General features: G+C 63.0%; 15 protein-coding genes and 2 pseudogenes. 12 read left to right on the top strand and 5 right to left on the bottom strand.

Annotated elements, in window-relative coordinates; all coding sequences use genetic code 11:
- The first annotated feature begins 43 nt into the window (after positions 1-43).
- From phnL to phnE (NKJ06_RS18295), 6 genes and pseudogenes are all read left to right on the top strand, one after another.
- Positions 44-751 (top strand): phosphonate C-P lyase system protein PhnL, encoded by a 708-nt coding sequence (phnL, locus tag NKJ06_RS18320; RefSeq protein ID WP_352636107.1) that lies wholly within the window; start codon positions 44-46, stop codon positions 749-751.
- Positions 748-1,354 (top strand): annotated as a pseudogene (locus NKJ06_RS18315) (DapH/DapD/GlmU-related protein). Before phnL ends, NKJ06_RS18315 begins: the two are co-directional and overlap by 4 nt.
- Before the next feature lie 277 nt (positions 1,355-1,631).
- Positions 1,632-2,489, top strand: coding sequence for a phosphonate ABC transporter ATP-binding protein (gene phnC, locus NKJ06_RS18310; protein ID WP_352636105.1), 858 nt, complete (start codon positions 1,632-1,634; stop codon positions 2,487-2,489).
- 92 nt (positions 2,490-2,581) lie between these two features.
- Complete coding sequence (gene phnD, locus NKJ06_RS18305) at positions 2,582-3,490, top strand: phosphonate ABC transporter substrate-binding protein (RefSeq protein ID WP_352608759.1); 909 nt, start codon at positions 2,582-2,584, stop codon at positions 3,488-3,490.
- Between the two features lie 55 nt (positions 3,491-3,545).
- Entirely contained in the window at positions 3,546-4,502 is a 957-nt protein-coding gene (phnE, locus tag NKJ06_RS18300; protein WP_352636103.1) for a phosphonate ABC transporter, permease protein PhnE, read from the top strand.
- Entirely contained in the window at positions 4,503-5,870 is a 1,368-nt protein-coding gene (phnE, locus tag NKJ06_RS18295) for a phosphonate ABC transporter, permease protein PhnE (protein WP_352636102.1), read from the top strand. It begins immediately after the preceding gene.
- 114 nt (positions 5,871-5,984) lie between these two features.
- Here phnE (NKJ06_RS18295) and NKJ06_RS18290 read toward each other — a convergent pair whose 3' ends face one another.
- From NKJ06_RS18290 to NKJ06_RS18280, 3 genes are all read right to left on the bottom strand, one after another.
- The gene (locus NKJ06_RS18290) at positions 5,985-6,836 is read right to left on the bottom strand and encodes a sugar phosphate isomerase/epimerase family protein (RefSeq protein WP_352631852.1); all 852 of its coding nucleotides are present in this window, start codon (positions 6,834-6,836) and stop codon (positions 5,985-5,987) included.
- A gap of 36 nt (positions 6,837-6,872) precedes the next feature.
- Positions 6,873-8,060 carry a Gfo/Idh/MocA family protein gene (locus NKJ06_RS18285; RefSeq protein WP_352631850.1) on the bottom strand — a complete coding sequence of 396 codons (1,188 nt, stop codon included), beginning with the start codon at positions 8,058-8,060 and terminating at the stop codon, positions 6,873-6,875.
- 152 nt (positions 8,061-8,212) lie between these two features.
- A complete protein-coding gene (locus NKJ06_RS18280; RefSeq protein ID WP_352631848.1) occupies positions 8,213-9,268 on the bottom strand; it encodes a sugar phosphate isomerase/epimerase family protein in 1,056 nt (351 codons plus the stop codon).
- Positions 9,269-9,656: 388 nt separating this feature from the next.
- Here NKJ06_RS18280 and NKJ06_RS18275 point away from each other — a divergent pair, with 388 nt between their 5' ends.
- The 5 genes from NKJ06_RS18275 to NKJ06_RS18255 are packed head-to-tail and all read left to right on the top strand — an operon-like array spanning position 9,657 to position 13,911.
- Positions 9,657-10,544: a sugar phosphate isomerase/epimerase family protein gene (locus NKJ06_RS18275; protein WP_352631864.1), complete on the top strand. Its 888-nt coding sequence runs from the start codon at positions 9,657-9,659 to the stop codon at positions 10,542-10,544.
- Between the two features lie 60 nt (positions 10,545-10,604).
- The gene (locus NKJ06_RS18270; RefSeq protein ID WP_352631846.1) at positions 10,605-11,774 is read left to right on the top strand and encodes a mandelate racemase/muconate lactonizing enzyme family protein; all 1,170 of its coding nucleotides are present in this window, start codon (positions 10,605-10,607) and stop codon (positions 11,772-11,774) included.
- A 2-nt stretch (positions 11,775-11,776) separates the two neighbouring features.
- Positions 11,777-12,493: a FadR/GntR family transcriptional regulator gene (locus NKJ06_RS18265; RefSeq protein WP_352631844.1), complete on the top strand. Its 717-nt coding sequence runs from the start codon at positions 11,777-11,779 to the stop codon at positions 12,491-12,493.
- Between the two features lie 5 nt (positions 12,494-12,498).
- Positions 12,499-13,479: a hydroxyacid dehydrogenase gene (locus tag NKJ06_RS18260; RefSeq protein WP_352631842.1), complete on the top strand. Its 981-nt coding sequence runs from the start codon at positions 12,499-12,501 to the stop codon at positions 13,477-13,479.
- A 42-nt stretch (positions 13,480-13,521) separates the two neighbouring features.
- Positions 13,522-13,911: a hypothetical protein gene (locus NKJ06_RS18255; RefSeq protein WP_352631840.1), complete on the top strand. Its 390-nt coding sequence runs from the start codon at positions 13,522-13,524 to the stop codon at positions 13,909-13,911.
- An 18-nt stretch (positions 13,912-13,929) separates the two neighbouring features.
- Here NKJ06_RS18255 and NKJ06_RS18250 read toward each other — a convergent pair whose 3' ends face one another.
- Complete coding sequence (locus NKJ06_RS18250; RefSeq protein ID WP_352631838.1) at positions 13,930-15,225, bottom strand: amidase; 1,296 nt, start codon at positions 15,223-15,225, stop codon at positions 13,930-13,932.
- 106 nt (positions 15,226-15,331) lie between these two features.
- Between NKJ06_RS18250 and NKJ06_RS18245 the strand changes: the two genes are divergently transcribed.
- Complete coding sequence (locus NKJ06_RS18245; RefSeq protein WP_352631862.1) at positions 15,332-15,679, top strand: GFA family protein; 348 nt, start codon at positions 15,332-15,334, stop codon at positions 15,677-15,679.
- Positions 15,680-15,809: 130 nt separating this feature from the next.
- Here NKJ06_RS18245 and NKJ06_RS18240 read toward each other — a convergent pair.
- A pseudogene (locus tag NKJ06_RS18240) lies at positions 15,810-17,023 on the bottom strand (MFS transporter).
- Positions 17,024-17,028: the final 5 nt, after the last annotated feature.

Below are 17,028 nucleotides of genomic sequence, written 5' to 3'. Positions count from 1 at the left end.
GGGGTGCTGGCCCGCAAGCGAACGATGATCGGAGCACCTTCTGATGGCCACCCCTCTTGTTGTCTCGGACGTCGCCAAGAGCTTCACCATGCATCTGCGCGACGGCATTAAACTGCCTGTCGTCGCCGGAGTCTCGTTCTCGATCAGGGCCGGCGAATGCACCGTGCTTGGCGGCCCGTCCGGTGCCGGCAAGAGCTCGATCCTGAAGATGCTCTACGGCAACTATGCCGTCGACGAAGGCCAGATCATCGTCACGCACGATGACGGGCTGATCGATCTCGCCACTGCCAGCCCGCGCACCGTGCTTGCCGTGCGCCGGCAAACGATCGGCTATGTCAGCCAGTTCCTGCGCACCGTGCCGCGCGTCTCGGCGCTCGATGTCGTCGCCGAACCGCTGGTCGAGCGCGGCGAGGACCGCGAGGTTGCTCGCGGCAAGGCACGTGCTCTGCTGGCGCAGCTCAACCTCCCGGAGAAACTTTGGGCATTGCCGCCGGCGACCTTCTCCGGCGGCGAGCAGCAGCGCGTCAACATCGCGCGCGGCTTCATCACCGAGCACCCGATCCTGCTGCTCGACGAGCCGACCGCTTCGCTCGATGCCAGGAACCGCGACGTCGTGATCGAACTCATCGCCGCCAAGAAAGCGGCTGATGTCGCCCTGCTTGGCATCTTCCACGACCACGACGTGCGCGAGGCGGTTGCCGACCGCATCATCGACGTCACCGCTTTCGCTCCCGGAAAAATTGCCGCATGACCAGGAAATTATCGGAGACACCGCTGGTCCACCCGACGGCGGAGGTGCAGAACTCGACGCTCGGCCGCTGGACCGAGATCGCCGGTTTCGGAAAGCGAACTCGGCGACTATTCCTACATGATGCAGGATTGCGCCGTCTGGTGCGCCACGATCGGCAAGTTTTCCAACATCGCGGCAAGCGTGCGCATCAACGCCACCAACCACCCGACCTGGCGGCCGACGCTGCACCATTTCACCTGCCGCGCTTCGGACTATTGGGACGATGCCGAGCATGAGAGCGAGTTTTTCGCCCAGCGCCGCGCCAGGCGCGTCACCGTCGGCCACGACACCTGGCTCGGCCATGGCTCGACCATCCTGCCCGGCGTCACCGTCGGCGATGGTGCCGCGGTCGGCGCCGGCGCTGTCGTCTCGAAGGATGTCACCCCCTACACCATCGTCGCCGGCGTGCCGGCAAATCCGATCCGCGAGCGCTTCGACCGCCGTACGGCCGAACGTTATCAGGCGCTTGCCTGGTGGGACTGGGACCATGCCAGGCTGCGCGCTTCGCTCGACGATTTCCGGGAACTGTCGGCCGAGGCCTTCCTGGAAAAATACGAAGGATAGTTCTTCACCTCATCGTCATGGGCAGCCGCATGGCAGGACCTGTTCGATGACTCTCTCAAGCTTTTCGAGCAGCAGGTTCCCGTGATCGAAATCAAAGCTCCGGCCTTCTGCAGCTTCCGGGACATGGAGCACTTCGAGGAACTGCTGGTCCTGGGCCGGCCGTAACTCCACGCCTGTGGAGCGTAACAAAACTGACATCATCGCGACACGGCAGGTTCATGTGGCTGCGTTAGGCGAGTGCCTGACGATCAATATGGTCCGGACTGGAACCTGCCCCATGTCAGCAACCTCTGCCACGCTCGAAATCCGCGGTGTCACCCGACGATTTGGCAAGAACACTGCCGTCAACGACATCAACATCGCGATCCCGCAGGGTCAGATGGTTGGCATTATCGGCCGTTCGGGCGCCGGCAAATCAACCCTTCTTCGCATGATCAACCGCCTCATCGATCCCAGCCAGGGGTCGATTTTTTTTGACGGCGCCGAGGTCTCCCAGTTGAGCGGCTCGCCGCTGCGGCGCTGGCAGCGCGACTGCGCCATGATCTTCCAGCAGTTCAACCTGGTGCCGCGCCTCGACGTGCTGACCAATGTGCTGCTCGGCAAGCTGAACCACCGTTCGACCATGTCAAACCTGTTCGGCATGTTCTCCCGCGCCGAATGCGCCGAGGCGGTCGCCGCCTTGGAGCGGCTCGACATCGCCCGCACAGCACTTCAGCCCGCCGGCACCTTGTCGGGTGGACAACAGCAGCGTGTCGCCATTGCCCGTGCCATGATGCAGCAGCCCAGGGTGATCCTCGCCGACGAGCCGATCGCTTCGCTTGACCCGCTCAACGCCAAGGTGGTGATGGATTCGCTGCAGGACATCAATTTGCGCGAAGGCATCACAGTCGTCACCAATCTGCACACGCTGGATACCGCCCGCACCTATTGCAACCGCATTATCGGCATGGCCGCCGGCAAGGTCGTCTTCGATGGTCCGCCGGAAGAGCTCAACCGCGAGGCCGTGCGCCTCGTCTATGGCGCCGACAGCAATGGCCAGGAAATCTCAGAGGCCATCACCTCGACCAGCGTTGCCTTCAGCCGAAAGATCGCCGCATCCGCCGGACCGCTCGAACCCGCTTTCCCGGGTTATTGAGAACGGTTGGGATCGCCAGCCCGCGTCAAGGGCGCCAGTCAAACTCAAGAACGCTGCCGGCGCGGGGCCGGAACCTACAGGAGAGATATCCAATGTTCAGAAAGATGGTTTTCTGCGCCGTTTCGGTGCTCGCCATGGCGACCAGCATGGCCCACGCCGCCGATATGAAGGAATTTCGCGTCGGCATCCTCGGCGGTGAAAACGAAACCGACCGGCTGCGCAACTACCAGTGCCTCGCCGACCATTTGAAGGCCGAATTCGGCTTCGAAAAGGTCTCGCTGTTCCCCGCCGCCGACTATGACGGCGTCATCCAGGGCCTGCTCGGCGGCACGCTCGACTTCGCCGAACTCGGCGCTTCCGGTTATGCCAGCGTCGCTCTCAAGGACCCGAAGGCAGTCACCCCGATCCTCACCACCCAGCAGACCGACGGCGCAACCGGCTATTATTCGATCGGCCTGGCGCTGAAATCCTCCGGCATCACCGACATCAAGTCGGCCAAGGGCAAGAAGCTCGGCTACGCCGATCCGGACTCGACCTCCGGCTATCTGATCCCGCTGACCCAGATCCCGAAGGACACCGGCGCTTCGAACGAAACCTTCTTCGCTTCGACCCAGTTCAACGGCGGCCACGAAAACAACGTCCTGGCCGTGCGTGACGGCAAGGTCGACGTGGCGGTGGACGATTCCTCCGGCATTGGCGACTTCAAGGACGGCTACACCTCCGGCACCTTCCACAAGGAAGTCGCCAAGGGCGCCGTCGATCCCAACGACTTCGTCGAAGTCTGGCGCTCGGGCCTGATCCCGAACGGCCCGCTGGTCGTGCGCACCGCGCTCGGCGACGACATGACCGCCAAGCTCGCCGACTTCTTCACGCAGCTGCCCAAGAAGGACAAGGCTTGCTTCGAAGGCGTCGAAGGTGGCGACTTTACCGGCTACGTTCCAGTGAAGGCAGACTTCTACAACGTCATCGTCGAAGCCCGTAAGGCAGCCATCGGCGGCTAATGGCGAAATCAGGAAGGGCGGTGTTCAAAACACCGCCCTTTTTGCATCTCCGATCATGACCCATTCCGTGACAGTCCCTTCCGGCGCCACTCACCAGATGGCCGACGCCTGGCGTCGCCAGACATCGTTGCGCCGGCTCTACACCGCCATCGGCATCGGCCTGCTCGCTGCCGCGCTCGGCGGTACCATGTGGTTCGCCGACGAGGCCAATGCCGGGCATTTCTTCGACCGGCTGCCACATTTGCTGGATTTCCTGAGCTGGCTCGTCCCCAAGGACTGGAACGATGTCTGGCGAGCGATGTTCGACATCGCTTCCCCACACGACACCGGTACCCAGGAATTCAACTTTCCGCTTGGCCGCGCCTATGTCTGGGGCAGCTTCTACATCCCTGAATATTTCGAGCTGATGCTGACCACGCTCAATGTGGCGCTGGTCTCGACCTTCATCGGCTTCGTTTTTGCCGTGCCGTTTTCCTTCATCGCGGCGCGCAACCTGACGCCGCATCCGGTGCTGCGGCTGATCGTCAAGCGCTTCATGGAATTGCTGCGTGCCTTTCCCGAAATCGTCATCGCCGGCCTCTTCGCGGCCATCGTCTCGATCGGACCGATCGCCGCCATCGTCGCCATCGGCCTGCATTCGATCGGTGCCCTGGGCAAGCTTTTCTACGAGATCAACGAAAATATCGACATGCGGGCCGAAGAAGGCCTGAGGGCGGTCGGCGCCAACTGGTTCGAGCGGGTACGCTTTGCCGGTCTGCCGCAAGTGCTGCCCAACTTCATGTCCTACACGCTGCTGCGTGTTGAGATAAACGTCCGCATTTCCACCATCATGGGCGCGGTAGGCGGCGGCGGCATCGGCGAGGAACTGAAGCTGTCGATATCGCGCGGCTTCGGCGCCAAGACGATAGCCCTGGTGCTGCTCCTGTTCACGACGATCTTCATCGTCGACCAGTTCTCCGCCTGGCTGCGCCGCAAACTGGTCGGCGAGCAGGCTTTTGCGATGAGCCCGTGAATGACGACGATGACCGCCGATGAAATCCAGTCGATCGAGGAGCACTTCCCGCAGGTGTTCAAGCGGCCGTTCCAAAAACGCTTCGGGCCGCTGCTGTTGCTTGGCGGCACACTTGTCTACCTCCTTTACGCGCTGTGGTTCTTCAATCTGCCGCAGGTCATGCGGGAATCGCACTGGGAGCGCCTGCCGCTGTTTCTGACCCAGTGGATCAGCTACGACGTGCAGCCGATCTTCCGCCTCGATGAACCGCAGATCACCGCCAAATATCCACGCTTCTCGGTGCTCGGTCCGAACCCAAATCCGGACTGGGTCAAGACCAATGCCGATGGTTCGGTGACGATCCTGATCGATGGCACCGCCAAGTCGATCACCTTCAACAAGACGCAAGCCACGATAATTGCCAATGGTGAAACCGTTGCGGTTGGGCTAGGCACCGGCAAACCGCTGATCTCCGGACCGGTTCCTGGCTGGATCACCGCGCATGAAGATGAGGTCGTCGCCGACATGGGCTTTGCCGGCGAGGCCCGCGTCGCCGTTGACCGCGTCAGGATACGCAAGCGTTTTCTCGGCTGGGCAAACTTCGTCTTCGACACGCGCTCGCCGTTCTTCGGCAAGTCGGCAGGCGAAGTCGCCTCCCTGATCGTCTCCGGACCAGAACTGAAACCGGGCACGTCCAACCTGGCGCTGGCCGGCGACAACATCTGGAACAACGCCCAGTGGCAGCATGGCGATGTCTGGACGAAACTCTTGCAGACCATCGTCATGGCCTTTCTCGGCACCATGCTGGGCGGCATCGTCGCCTTCCCGCTCGCCTTCTTCGCCGCCCGCAACATCACGCCCAGCCGGCTGGTCAACCAGGTGCTCAAGCGCTTCTTCGACTTCATGCGTTCCATCGACATGCTGATCTGGGCGCTGTTCTTCACCCGCGCCTTCGGGCCGGGACCACTGGCGGGCAGTGCGGCCATCTTCTTCACCGAGATCGGCACGCTCGGCAAAACCTATTCCGAGGCGTTGGAGAACATCGACGACAAGCCGCGCGAGGGTATCACCTCGACCGGAGCCAACGGCCTCCTCGTGCAACGCTACGGCGTGCTGCCGGAAGTGGTGCCGGTATTCATCAGCCAGACACTCTACCAGTGGGAATCCAACACGCGTGGCGCGACCATCATCGGCGCGGTCGGCGCCGGTGGCATCGGCCTGAAACTGTGGGAAGCGATGCGCACCAACTCCAACTGGGCCAATGTCTTCTACATGGTGCTGCTGATCCTGTTCGTCGTCTTCATCTTCGACAACATCTCCAACTTCCTGCGCCGCCGGCTGAGCCAGACCATCCACGACTACAACAGGCTTCAGGCCGAGCAGGGTTAGTTCAACAACTGCCGTATGGCATCTCACGAGAAGTCGGCAGGACAGAGGGGGGTGTGAAGGAACGCGGCGGCAGCTGTTGGACGGCTTTGCTCCGTCCCACCATGACGAAGGAGCCTAAACCGCCCTCTTCCACCCGTTCCTGATATGCTTGTACCCTTCCCGATAGACCGCTTCCGGCGTTTCGGAAAAATCGCGCCACACCTTGGTCGCTGCCGCCAGGTCCTTCAGCGAACGCCCGAACGCCTCGATCGTCAGCCAGTCGTCGTAGCCGCTCTTGCGGATGGCGGAGAATGTTTCCTTCCACGGAAGGTGACCGCGCCCCGGCACGCCGCGATCGTTCTCCGAAATATGGATATGCACGACATTCCGGCGGTGTTTCGTGTAGGCGTCGATCGGGTCGGCCTCCTCGATATTGGCGTGGAAGGTGTCGTACATCGCCTTGATGTGTGGCCGGTCGACGGCATCGATATGCTCCGACAGGTCGGCCATCGTGTTGAGGAGATAGCATTCGAAGCGATTGAGCGCCTCAAGCCCGATGGTGACGTTCCTCTTGCCGGCATGGTCGCCGATAGCGCGCTGCGAGGCGACGGAACGCTTCTTCTCGGCGGCCGTCGGCCCGGAGCCGGAAAAGGCGCCGAGCGTCGAATGCAACGGGCCGCTCAGCGTGCTGGCGCCAAGCGCATCGGCGCAGTCGATCGCCCATTTCATATAATCGACACCGGCCTTGCGCGTTGCCGCATCGGCCGAGATCAAATTCATCGCCGGATCGCCCATCGCTGAAACCGCGGTCCGCTCCAGTCCGATGCGGTCGAGCAGTTCGCCGAGTTTTTTGTAGTCGTCGGGCGTGCCGGCGAAGATCGGTATCTCAACGCCATCGAAGCCGGTTGCCTTGATATCCCTGAGCAACGGCTCGTGTTTCTTCGACACAGCCGTCGTCCACAAGAACATGCACATGCCGATTTTCATCGACGCCCCCTCCCCTTGGATCCCCCTGATTTTTATTTAGAGTTTCGTCCATGCCCCATTCTTCTTCGACGACTTCACACAGGCCTCGATGAAAGCCATGCCTTCGACACCGTCGTGAATGGTCGGAAAGACGACATCCTTTGCCGGCTTGCCTCCTTTCTTGCGGGCAGCGCGGATGGCGCGTGCGGCCTCCTGGTAGATGTTGGCGAAACCTTCGAGATAGCCCTCGGGATGGCCTGACGGCACGCGGCTGACCCGGCCCGCCACCGGCAACGAGCCAGCGCCATTGCGGGTGAGCAGTTGCTTGGGCTGGCCGAACGGCGTGTACCAGAGATAGTTCGGGTCGGCCTGCACCCATTCCAGCCCGCCCTTGGAGCCATAGATGCGCAGCTTCAGCCCGTTCTCATGGCCCGGCGCCACCTGGCTTGCCCAGATCATACCCTTGGCCGGATGCGTCTTGCCCGCGGGCTTGAAGCGCAGCATGACGTTGACGTTGTCGTCGAGCAGCCGTCCCGGCACGAAGGCATCGAGATCGGCTGAAAGGGAATCCAGCTCCAGCCCGGAAACGAAGCGGGCGAGATTGTAGGCATGCGTGCCGATGTCGCCCAGCGCACCGCCGGCGCCTGCCTGTTTCGGGTCGCCGCGCCACGACGCCTGCTTCTGGCCAGTGGCGGCAAGGTCCTCTGTCAGCCAGTCCTGCGGATATTCGGACTGCACGATGCGAATGTCGCCGAGCACGCCCTTGGCCACCATCTCGCGCGCCTGCCGGATCATCGGATAGGCGGTATAGTTGTGGGTGAGCACGAACACCTTGCCGGTCTTCTCGACTATCGCCGCCAGCTTCTTGGCTTCGGCCAGCGTCGTTGCCAGCGGTTTGTCGCAGATAACGTGGATGCCAGCCTCTAGGAAAGCTTTCGCGGCCGGCACATGCACATTGTTCGGGGTGACGATGGCCACCGCCTCGATGCCGTCGGGGCGCTTGGCTTCGGCTTTGGCCATCTCGGCATAGGACGCATAGCTGCGATCGGGGTCGAGCCCGAGTTCAGCGCCCGAGGCTTTTGCACGCGCCGGGTCGGACGACAAAGCGCCGGCGACCAGTACGAAATCATTGTCCAGGCGCGCCGCGATCCGGTGCACCGCGCCGATGAAGGCGCCTTGCCCGCCACCGACCATGCCATAGCGGATCGGGCCGCCTCCCGTTTCCGACTTCGATGCGCCGACCATGTTTCTTCTCCTAGCTGTTGCGTACCTCCCCCTTGAGGGGAGGTCGATCCGCGTAGCGGATCGGGTGGGATTGCCGGGCGTAGGGCGCGGCATGGACCGACCCCACCCGGCCCTTCGGGCCACCCTCCCCTCAAGGGGGAGGGAAATCAGCGTTAAATTCCCATCATGCCGCGCAGTACTTTCTTGTCCGTAGCGCCACCGGCGAAATCGTCGAATGCCTTTTCTGTCACCCGGATGATGTGCTGCTGGATGAAGGGCGCACCCTCGGCCGCGCCGTCTTCCGGATGCTTCAGACAGCACTCCCACTCGAGCACCGCCCAGGAATCATAATTGTACTGCGTCAGCTTGGAAAAGATGCCGCCGAAATCCACTTGCCCGTCGCCCAGCGACCGGAAGCGGCCGGCGCGGTTCGTCCAGCTCTGATAGCCGGAATAAACGCCTTGCCGGCCGGTCGGATTGAACTCGGCGTCCTTGACGTGGAACGCCTTGATGCGCTCGTGATAGATGTCGATGAATTCGAGATAGTCGAGTTGCTGCAGCAGGAAGTGCGACGGATCGTAATTGATATTGCAGCGTCTGTGGCCGCCGACCGCGTCGAGGAACATCTCGAAGGTCGCACCGTCGAACACGTCCTCACCGGGATGGATTTCGTAGCCGACATCGACGCCATTATCCTCATAGACATCAAGGATCGGCTTCCAGCGCTTGCCGAGTTCGGCGAAGGCTTCTTCGATCAGCCCGGCCGGACGCTGCGGCCAGGGGTAGAGGTAGGGAAAGGCCAACGCTCCGGAGAAGCTTACCGAGGCCTTCAGGCCAAGGTTCTTCGACGCCTTGGCACCGAACTTCATCTGTTCGACCGCCCATTCCTGCCGCGCTTTCGGATTGTTGTGCACCGAAGCCGGCGCAAAGCCGTCGAACTGCGCGTCATAGGCCGGATGCACCGCCACCAATTGGCCCTGCAGATGCGTCGACAGTTCGGTGATCTCGACACCGGCATCCGCGCAGATGCCCTTCACTTCGTCGCAATAGGCCTTGGAAGAGGCCGCCTTCTTGAGATCGAACAACCGCGCGTCCCAGGTCGGAATTTGCACGCCCTTGTAGCCGAGACCGGCCGCCCATTTGGTGATCGACGCCAGCGAGTTGAACGGCGCGGCATCGCCCGCAAACTGCGCCAGAAACAGTCCAGGGCCCTTCATTGTCGTCGGCATCGGCATCTCCCTCATTTTCTCGCGACCGAGCATAGCGCCGATTGGAAGCAGGGCCAGCCACTTTGGTCTCTTCACATCGGGCGCATCGTGTGCGCCGCTATTCTGGTATTACCAAATGAGGGAATTTGGTCAAGCCTCGCAATGCATTGCCGGAGCCCTTTGGAAAGGCGAAATACAGGAACATACATCAATATAATCAATGGAATAATCCAGGCCGGAACTAGCCTTCCCGCGCTTCTTGCCGTCCAGAAGAATTTGCTGTAGACCTCCATTCAGGCCCAATTGGTCGAACCAGTTTGCAGGAAAAGGCTGGGGATGCCTTGGGGAGGAACCCTTGCGTCGCCTTTCGGCGGTGCATGCCGCTGAGACGAATTGGGAAGGACAGACCATGCATCTTTCGACGCACAACTGGATGCGCGCGGAACCCTTGGAGACGACGCTCAAGCGCATCAAGAAATTCGGCTATGAGTCGATCGAGATTTCCGGCGAGCCCGAGCAATACAAGACCAAGGAGACGCGGGCGCTGCTGAAAGAGCATGGCATCCGCTGCTGGGGCGCGGTGACCTTGATGCTGGGCGAGCGCAACCTTGCCGCCAGGAACCAGGGCCAGCGCGAGCGCTCCGTTCAGTATGTCAAGGACGTGCTGACCATGGTCAGCGAACTCAATGGCGAGATCATCACGCTGGTGCCGGCAACGGTCGGCAAGGTCGTGCCCGACGGCACCGAGGAAGAGGAATGGAAGTGGGTTGTCGACGCCACCCGTGAATGCTTCACCCACGCCAAGAAGGTCGGCGTCAAGATTGCGGTCGAACCGCTCAACCGCTTCGAAACCTATCTGTTCAATCGCGGCGCCCAGGCGCTCGCGCTGGCCGACGCGGTCAGCCCCGAATGCGGCGTCTGCCTCGACGCCTACCACATCCATATGGAGGAGTTTAACGTTCACGACGCGATCCGCCAGGTCGGCAAGCGCCTGTTCGACTTCCATGTCGCCGACAACAACCGCTTTGCCGCCGGCCTTGGCCAGATCGACTGGCCGAAGATCGTCGCCACGCTGAGAGAGATCGGTTACGACGGCGCGCTGACCAACGAGTTCGTTGCGCCCGTCGACCGGACGCCGGCCGCCCCTTATCCCGATATGGTCGAGCGCCACCCGGTCGATATCTCACCCGAGCAGCTGAAGTTCATCCAGGACCACGGCTCCAGCGTGCTGACGGAAAAGTTCTACACCGACCAGATGCGCATCACCGCCGAAACGTTGCTGCCGCTGATCAAGTAGCCGACTGCCTCTGGGAAAATTGCTCTTTCGCCCTGACCGGCGGCAGGGCTGGGAAAGAATATGCGCATCAAGACCGTCCAAGCCTGGTGGGTCCGCATCCCGATCGAAGCCGCTCGGCAACACCGCAGCGATTTCGGCCAGGTGACGACCTTCGACGCCGCCATCCTGCGCATCGAAACCGATGACGGTCTGGTCGGCTGGGGTGAAGGCAAGAACGCCGCCGGCAGTGCCGGTAGCTACGGCGCACTCGTCCACATGCTGAACCATGAGGTCGGACCGCAGCTGATCGGCCGCGATCCGGCCGACATTGGCGTCATCTGGGAGATGCTCTACAACGGCGTGCGCCACGACAGCGCCGCGCGCACCGGCCACGCTATGCCGCAGCTGGCGCGGCGCGGCATGAGCATCGCTGCCATCAGCGCCGTCGACATCGCCCTGTGGGACATCCTGGGCAAATCGCTTGGCGTACCGGTCTGGCGGCTGCTGGGTGGCCGCAAGCTCGATCGCATGCCGGCCTATGCCTCCGGTGGCTGGGCATCCGCCGACGCCATCGGCGAGCAGTTGAAATCCTATATCGCCAAGGGCGGTTTCAAGGCGCTGAAGATGCGGGTTGGCGCCATGGACGGCGCGGCACACATTTCCGCCACCCGCGTGCGCGCCGCACGGCAGGCGCTCGGTCCCGATATCGAGTTGATGGTCGACGCGCATGGCACCTACACCGTGGCCGAAGCCAAGCGCTTCATCCACCTCGTCAACGACCTCGACCTCGCTTGGTTCGAGGAGCCTGTTATTGCCGATGATAAGCCCGGCATGGCTGAAGTGCGGGCATCAGGCGCCGTTCCGATCGCCACCGGCGAAAGCGAGTCGACACGCTATGCCTTCCGCGACCTCGCCGTGCTCAAGGCGGCCGACATCTTCCAGCCCGATCCGGCCTTCTGCGGCGGCATCAGCGAGGCGATGAAGATCGGCACCATCGCCAGCGCCTTCAACCTGCGCTTTGCGCCGCATCTGTGGGCCGGCGCGCCCTGTTTCTTCGCCGGCTTGCATGTCTGCGCTGCCTCGCCGTCGAGTTTTACCGTCGAATATTCGCTCGGCGCCAACCCGATGATCCACGATCTGGTTGAGGAGACTGTCGAAGCCAGGGACGGTATGATAGCGATCCCCGAAAGACCGGGGCTGGGATTCACCATTTCGGAGCGGTTCCTAGAGGCGCACGCGCAACGCGGTTGACAATGAAAGAAAAGAACCTTCTCGCGGAACTCGCCGCCTACCTGTTCTCCCATTCGGACAAGGAGACCGGCCGAACGCCGTCGGAACGCGAGCTGGCGGAACATTTCGGCGTCAGTCGCGGCCAGCTTCGCGAGGCGCTCGCCATCCTCGAGGCCATGCGCATCGTCGAGCGCCGTGCCAAGTCGGGCATCTACATCGACACCAAGCAGGCCAGCGTGGAAGCCATGGCGCTTTTTGCCCGCGCGGGCCTCCCGCTCGATCCGATCCAGATCTACGAGACGGTCGAACTGCGCAAGATCCACGAGATCAAGGCGGCCGAGCTTGCCTGTTCGCGCGCCACCGAGGAGAATTTCGAGCGGCTGCGCGAAATCCTGAAAGCTTCGGAAGAGCGCATCGCGGCGGGCGAAGGCCTGGCCAGGGAGGACCGCGAATTCCACCTCGAGATCGTACGCGCCACCAAAAACAGCGTCTTCCACAATGTCTGCAGCGTCTATTACATGATGGGCGAACAGCGCCTGCCCATCTATTTCAACGACCCGGAGCGCAATGTGCGCTCGCATGCCGAGCACATCCAGATCTATGAGGCGCTGCTGCGCCGCGACGGCAATCTCGCCCAGGCGCTGATGAGCGCTCATCTGCAAGGTGCCGAGAGCTACTGGAAGGGCCTGATCGAAGGCCATGGCGAGGAACCGCAAAGCCCGGCGCTCGAAAAAGCCTGACCGACATGGCCCGTATCCTCACGACACACCCGCTACACCCGCGCGCCTCGGCCATGCTGGCCGGCGCCGGCGAACTCGTCGTCGCTTCCGCCATCGATCCGGCCACGCTGGCCGCCGAGGCAAGGTATGCCGACATCGTCATCGTCCGCGCGCCGCTGCCGCCGGCGCTGTTCGAGGGTGCCGCGAAACTGCGGGCGGCCATCCGCCATGGCGCCGGACTCGACATGATCCCGATGGAGGCGGCGACCACCGCCGGCGTGCTGGTGGCCAATGTGCCGGCGGTCAATGCGCGCTCGGTGGCGGAACACGTCATGTTCGCGGCCCTTGCCTTGCTGCGCAACTTCCGCGTCGTCGACCGTGACTTGCGGGCAAAAGGCTGGCTCGCCGGCCGCGAGCACGCCAACGCCAACAGCGAGCTTGCCGGCAAGACGATCGGCATCGTCGGCCTCGGTGCCGTTGGCCAGGCTGTCGGCCATATCGCCGCGCACGGCTTCGACCTGAAGGTGGTGGCAACCACACGCAGCATGCAGCCGGCGCCGGAGAAGGTCGGCTTCCTGTCGATCGACGCCCTGGTCGAGCAGAGCGACATCATCGTTCTGTGCTGCCCGCTGACACCGGAGACGCGCGGCCTGATCAACCGCGAGCGGATCGCGCGCATGAAGCCGCATGCGTTGCTGATCAACGTGTCGCGCGGGCCGGTCGTCGACGACGACGCACTGATCGAAGCCTTGCGGAAGCGCCGGATCGGCGGTGCCGCGCTCGACGTGTTTTCGACGCAGCCGCTGCCGTCAAATCATCCTTATTTCGGCTTCGACAATGTCATCATCACCCCGCACATGGCCGGCATCACCGAGGAATCGATGATGCGTATGGGCGTTGGCGCGGCAGGCGAGGCCCTGCTCGTGCTGGCGGGCAAACTGCCGGTCAACCTGCGCAATCCAGAAGTGGTCGAGCATTACCGTCGGCGGTTTCCGGCCGATAGCTAAAGCATCGCGGTTTCGCCCCAATTCTCCGCGACGTTGAGCACCATGTTCGGTCTTCGCCTCAAATGTCTGACTGTTGCCGCATCTTCGCTCTGCGCCTTGCCGTCAATTGCTGAGGCCCAGAGCAGTTATGTCTATTGCGACAACGGGCTGCGCTGCTTCAAGGCGCCCTGCCCATCGAACAGCGCGCTCGACCTTGGCACCGGCACGATCATCAAGGACGTGTCGATCGACCCCAGTGGATTGCCCCAAGCCGACAAGGCGATAACAGATCTCTCCGACGCGCTTTATGCCGGAAAGATCGTTGTCAGGGGATCGATCGAGCACCGCACCCAGACCATTGCCGGCAAGGAATACAACCTTCCCTGGCTGGTCGCGACCCGCATCGTACGGACCGCCAAGGATAGCGAACGCAGGCACTGTTCGTCGCACTGATCGTCGGTCCAGCCCCGGTCACGAGCCAAGCAGCGACTCAATTTCAGCAGCAATCCGCAGCAGGCGCCGGTCATGCCCGTTGCGCGCCACCAGCATCAATCCGGCAGGCAGTGCCGTGCCTGGCATCGGCAGCGAAATTGCACAAAGATCGAACTGGTTGGCGACCTGCGTGTTGCGCAGCAGCAGGCCTTCGATGCGGTCGCGCAACTCGGCATCTTCAGTCAGCGAAACGATGGTCGGCGCCATCACAGGTGTGGTCGGCAAGACCAGCACATCGACCGATGCCAGCCGCTCATCCATGGCGGCAGCGAGTGCAGCACGGCGGCGTATCGCCCTGATATAGACCGGCGTAGGCAGCATTGCTGCCCGCGCCAAAGGCCCGCTGACATGCGGGTCGACCGGCACCGAGGCTCCCGTCGCCAGCCAGTCGGCATGCACTTCGGCCCCTTCCATCGCGGCGATCGAACCACGCTTGGTCGCCGCGTGCATGTCGGCAAGCAGATCATCGATCGACATCTCCGCGACCCGCGCGCCGGCCCGTTCGGCCTTGCCGATACAGCGCTCGAACGCCTCAGCGACCTCACCTTCCGTCTCCTCGAAAAGAACACCGCGCGGGATGCCAATTCGAAGCCCTGCAAGGGCAATCGGCGCCAGCGCGGTCGGCACCTCGCCGGCCATCACAGCATCGGCAGCAGCACACTGGGCGACGGTCCGGGCAAGCGGACCGATCGAGTCCAGCGTGGCGGACAGTGGGAACGCGCCGGCGAGCGGCAAACGTCGCGCTGTAGGCTTGAAGCCGACGACGCCATTGAGCGAAGCCGGAATGCGTATCGAACCGCCGGTATCGGAACCGATGGATATTTCGCTCGTCGCCTCGCCGACCGAAACGCCGGCGCCAGAAGATGAGCCGCCCGGAATGCGAATGGCGTCCACGGCATTGCCGGGCGTGCCAAAGTGCTGGTTGTCGCCGATCGCGGTGAAGGCAAATTCGGTCATGTTGGTCTTGCCGATGATGACCGCGCCAGCCTGCCGCAGCCGACTGACAATGGCGGCATCGTGCGAGGCGGGCGCGGCGGTCCTGCGCATCAGCGAACCGGCCGTGGTTGGTTCACCGGTGACATCGAACAGATCCTTGATCGAGACAATAGTGCCGTCGAGTGGTCCGAGCTTCACCCCTGCCCGCTTGCGGGCATCGCTGGCATCAGCCGCGGCCCGTGCGGCTTCGGTATAGAGCTTCGTGAACACGCGCTCTTCACCGGCACGGGCGGCAAGGCGCGCAAGGATAATTTCCAGTTGATCACGGACTGATTGCATTTTCGGTGTCGGACTCCAGACGCCTTGAACGTCCTTGGGACATGGCTTGCCGAGACTTAACCCGGCGCAGGCGGTTTTGCACCCTGTCGAATACGAGGAAAATCCGATGCTCTACAAAGGCAGCTGCCACTGCGGCAAGGCCGCCTTCGAGTTCGAGGCCGAACTGACCGGCGCCGTGCGGTGCAATTGCTCGATCTGCTCGCGCAAGGGCGCCCTGTTGTGTGCCATCCCGCACGGGACCTTGCAGGTCCTGGCCTGGGGCGACGATCTCGGCACTTACACATTCGGCAACCATGCCATCGCGCACCGCTTCTGCCGGGCCTGCGGCATCCATCCCTTCGCGGAAGATGTTCGCGAAGGCGCTGAACGCAGCGCCTATATCAACCTCAACTGCGTCGCCGATCTCGACCCGTCCACCTTGGCGATTTTCGACTTCGACGGGCGCGCCGCCTGAGCCGGCCGATGGTGGCCTATGTCGAGGGCAGCTTCATCACTGCCATCGTAGCGGCAGCGGCCCGAAAACCGTGACGGTTCCCGGGCCGATGCGCTGTGTCAGGGGAAGCTTAGTCCTGCCAATGGGCAGGCTACTCGGCCCGCTTCGGGCCGCGCAGGAACACCACGAGGGCCGCCAGCAGTGTCGCTGCGCCGCAATAGACAAAGGCGCTGGCCACGCCGGCATGGTCGACCAGCAGGCCGCCGAAGACGGCGCCGAGCGCAATCGCCACCTGGAAGGTCGCCACCATCAGCCCTCCGGCGCTTTCGGCCTGGTCGGAGCAGCCCGCACCAGCCAGCTCTGCAGCCCGACCGGAACCGCGCCGAAGGCAAAGCCCCAGACCGCAACGGCAGCGGCGGCGATTGTGGGCGAAGCTCCGAAAACCAGCATCGAGGCGGCGGCCAGCGCAATCAGCAAGGGCGCCAGAGCGACGGCTGCCTTGAGGCTGCGTTCGGCCAGAATGCCACCGGCGACATTGCCGAAGAAGCCGCCAATGCCGTAGGCCAGCAGCACCAGCGAGATCGTCTCGATGTCGAGCACAGGCACCTTCTCGAGGAAGGGACGGACATAGGTGAAGCCGGCAAAGTGTCCCGAGGCGACCAGCAGCACGACGAGCAGTGCGATCCTGATGGAGGGGCGCTCCAGCACGCCCAGCAAGGTGCGGAAGCTCGCTACGCCCACGGGCGGCAATTTCGGAATGGTGGCCAGTTGCACCAGCAGCGCCAGGGCGGCAACGAGAGTCGCGATCATGAAGGCCGTGCGCCAGCCCCAGATGTCACCGACATAGGCGCCGACCGGCGCCGCGCAGACGGTCGCCAGGGAAACGCCGGTCAGGATGATCGACATGGCTCGCGGCATCAGCCGCATCGGCACCAATCTCAGCGCCATGGCGGCCGACATTGCCCAGAAGCCGCCGAGCGCAACGCCGAGCACGACGCGGGCAAGCAGAAGCACGGGCAGGGATGAGGCAAAAGTGGCCAGAAGGTTGGACAGGATCAGGAACACCGTCAGCATCCACATCACCAGCCTGCGGTCCATACGCCTGGTGATGATCGCCATGGTGGGGGCGGCAATGGCGCCAACGATCGCGGTCGCGGTCACCGCTTGTCCGGCCACGCCTTCGCTGACGCCGAGGTCGCGCGCCATCGGCGTCAGCAGGCTGGCGGGCAAGAATTCCGCGGTGACGAGCCCAAAAACGGCTAGTGCCAGCGAGACCACGGCACCCCAGGCCGGTTCGGCTCGTTCGTCGGAGTCTGCAGGGTTCAAAAGTGTGGTGTCGATGACGCCTGTCGCGGGTTCGGCCATGGTCA

Source organism: Mesorhizobium sp. M0293 (assembly GCF_040321735.1).
Taxonomy (GTDB): Bacteria; Pseudomonadota; Alphaproteobacteria; order Rhizobiales; family Rhizobiaceae; genus Mesorhizobium.
This window is presented reverse-complemented; position numbering and strand designations above follow the sequence as displayed.

Excerpts from the sequence above, each read along its gene's own strand:
- phnL (WP_352636107.1), top strand. The coding sequence starts at position 44 with ATGGCCACCCCTCTTGTTGTCTCGGACGTCGCCAAGAGCTTCACCATG.
- phnC (WP_352636105.1), top strand. The coding sequence starts at position 1,632 with ATGTCAGCAACCTCTGCCACGCTCGAAATCCGCGGTGTCACCCGACGA.
- phnD (WP_352608759.1), top strand. The coding sequence starts at position 2,582 with ATGTTCAGAAAGATGGTTTTCTGCGCCGTTTCGGTGCTCGCCATGGCG.
- phnE (WP_352636103.1), top strand. The coding sequence starts at position 3,546 with ATGACCCATTCCGTGACAGTCCCTTCCGGCGCCACTCACCAGATGGCC.
- phnE (WP_352636102.1), top strand. The coding sequence starts at position 4,503 with ATGACGACGATGACCGCCGATGAAATCCAGTCGATCGAGGAGCACTTC.
- NKJ06_RS18290 (WP_352631852.1), bottom strand. The coding sequence starts at position 6,836 with ATGAAAATCGGCATGTGCATGTTCTTGTGGACGACGGCTGTGTCGAAG.
- NKJ06_RS18285 (WP_352631850.1), bottom strand. The coding sequence starts at position 8,060 with ATGGTCGGCGCATCGAAGTCGGAAACGGGAGGCGGCCCGATCCGCTAT.
- NKJ06_RS18280 (WP_352631848.1), bottom strand. The coding sequence starts at position 9,268 with ATGCCGACGACAATGAAGGGCCCTGGACTGTTTCTGGCGCAGTTTGCG.
- NKJ06_RS18275 (WP_352631864.1), top strand. The coding sequence starts at position 9,657 with ATGCATCTTTCGACGCACAACTGGATGCGCGCGGAACCCTTGGAGACG.
- NKJ06_RS18270 (WP_352631846.1), top strand. The coding sequence starts at position 10,605 with ATGCGCATCAAGACCGTCCAAGCCTGGTGGGTCCGCATCCCGATCGAA.
- NKJ06_RS18265 (WP_352631844.1), top strand. The coding sequence starts at position 11,777 with ATGAAAGAAAAGAACCTTCTCGCGGAACTCGCCGCCTACCTGTTCTCC.
- NKJ06_RS18260 (WP_352631842.1), top strand. The coding sequence starts at position 12,499 with ATGGCCCGTATCCTCACGACACACCCGCTACACCCGCGCGCCTCGGCC.
- NKJ06_RS18255 (WP_352631840.1), top strand. The coding sequence starts at position 13,522 with ATGTTCGGTCTTCGCCTCAAATGTCTGACTGTTGCCGCATCTTCGCTC.
- NKJ06_RS18250 (WP_352631838.1), bottom strand. The coding sequence starts at position 15,225 with ATGCAATCAGTCCGTGATCAACTGGAAATTATCCTTGCGCGCCTTGCC.
- NKJ06_RS18245 (WP_352631862.1), top strand. The coding sequence starts at position 15,332 with ATGCTCTACAAAGGCAGCTGCCACTGCGGCAAGGCCGCCTTCGAGTTC.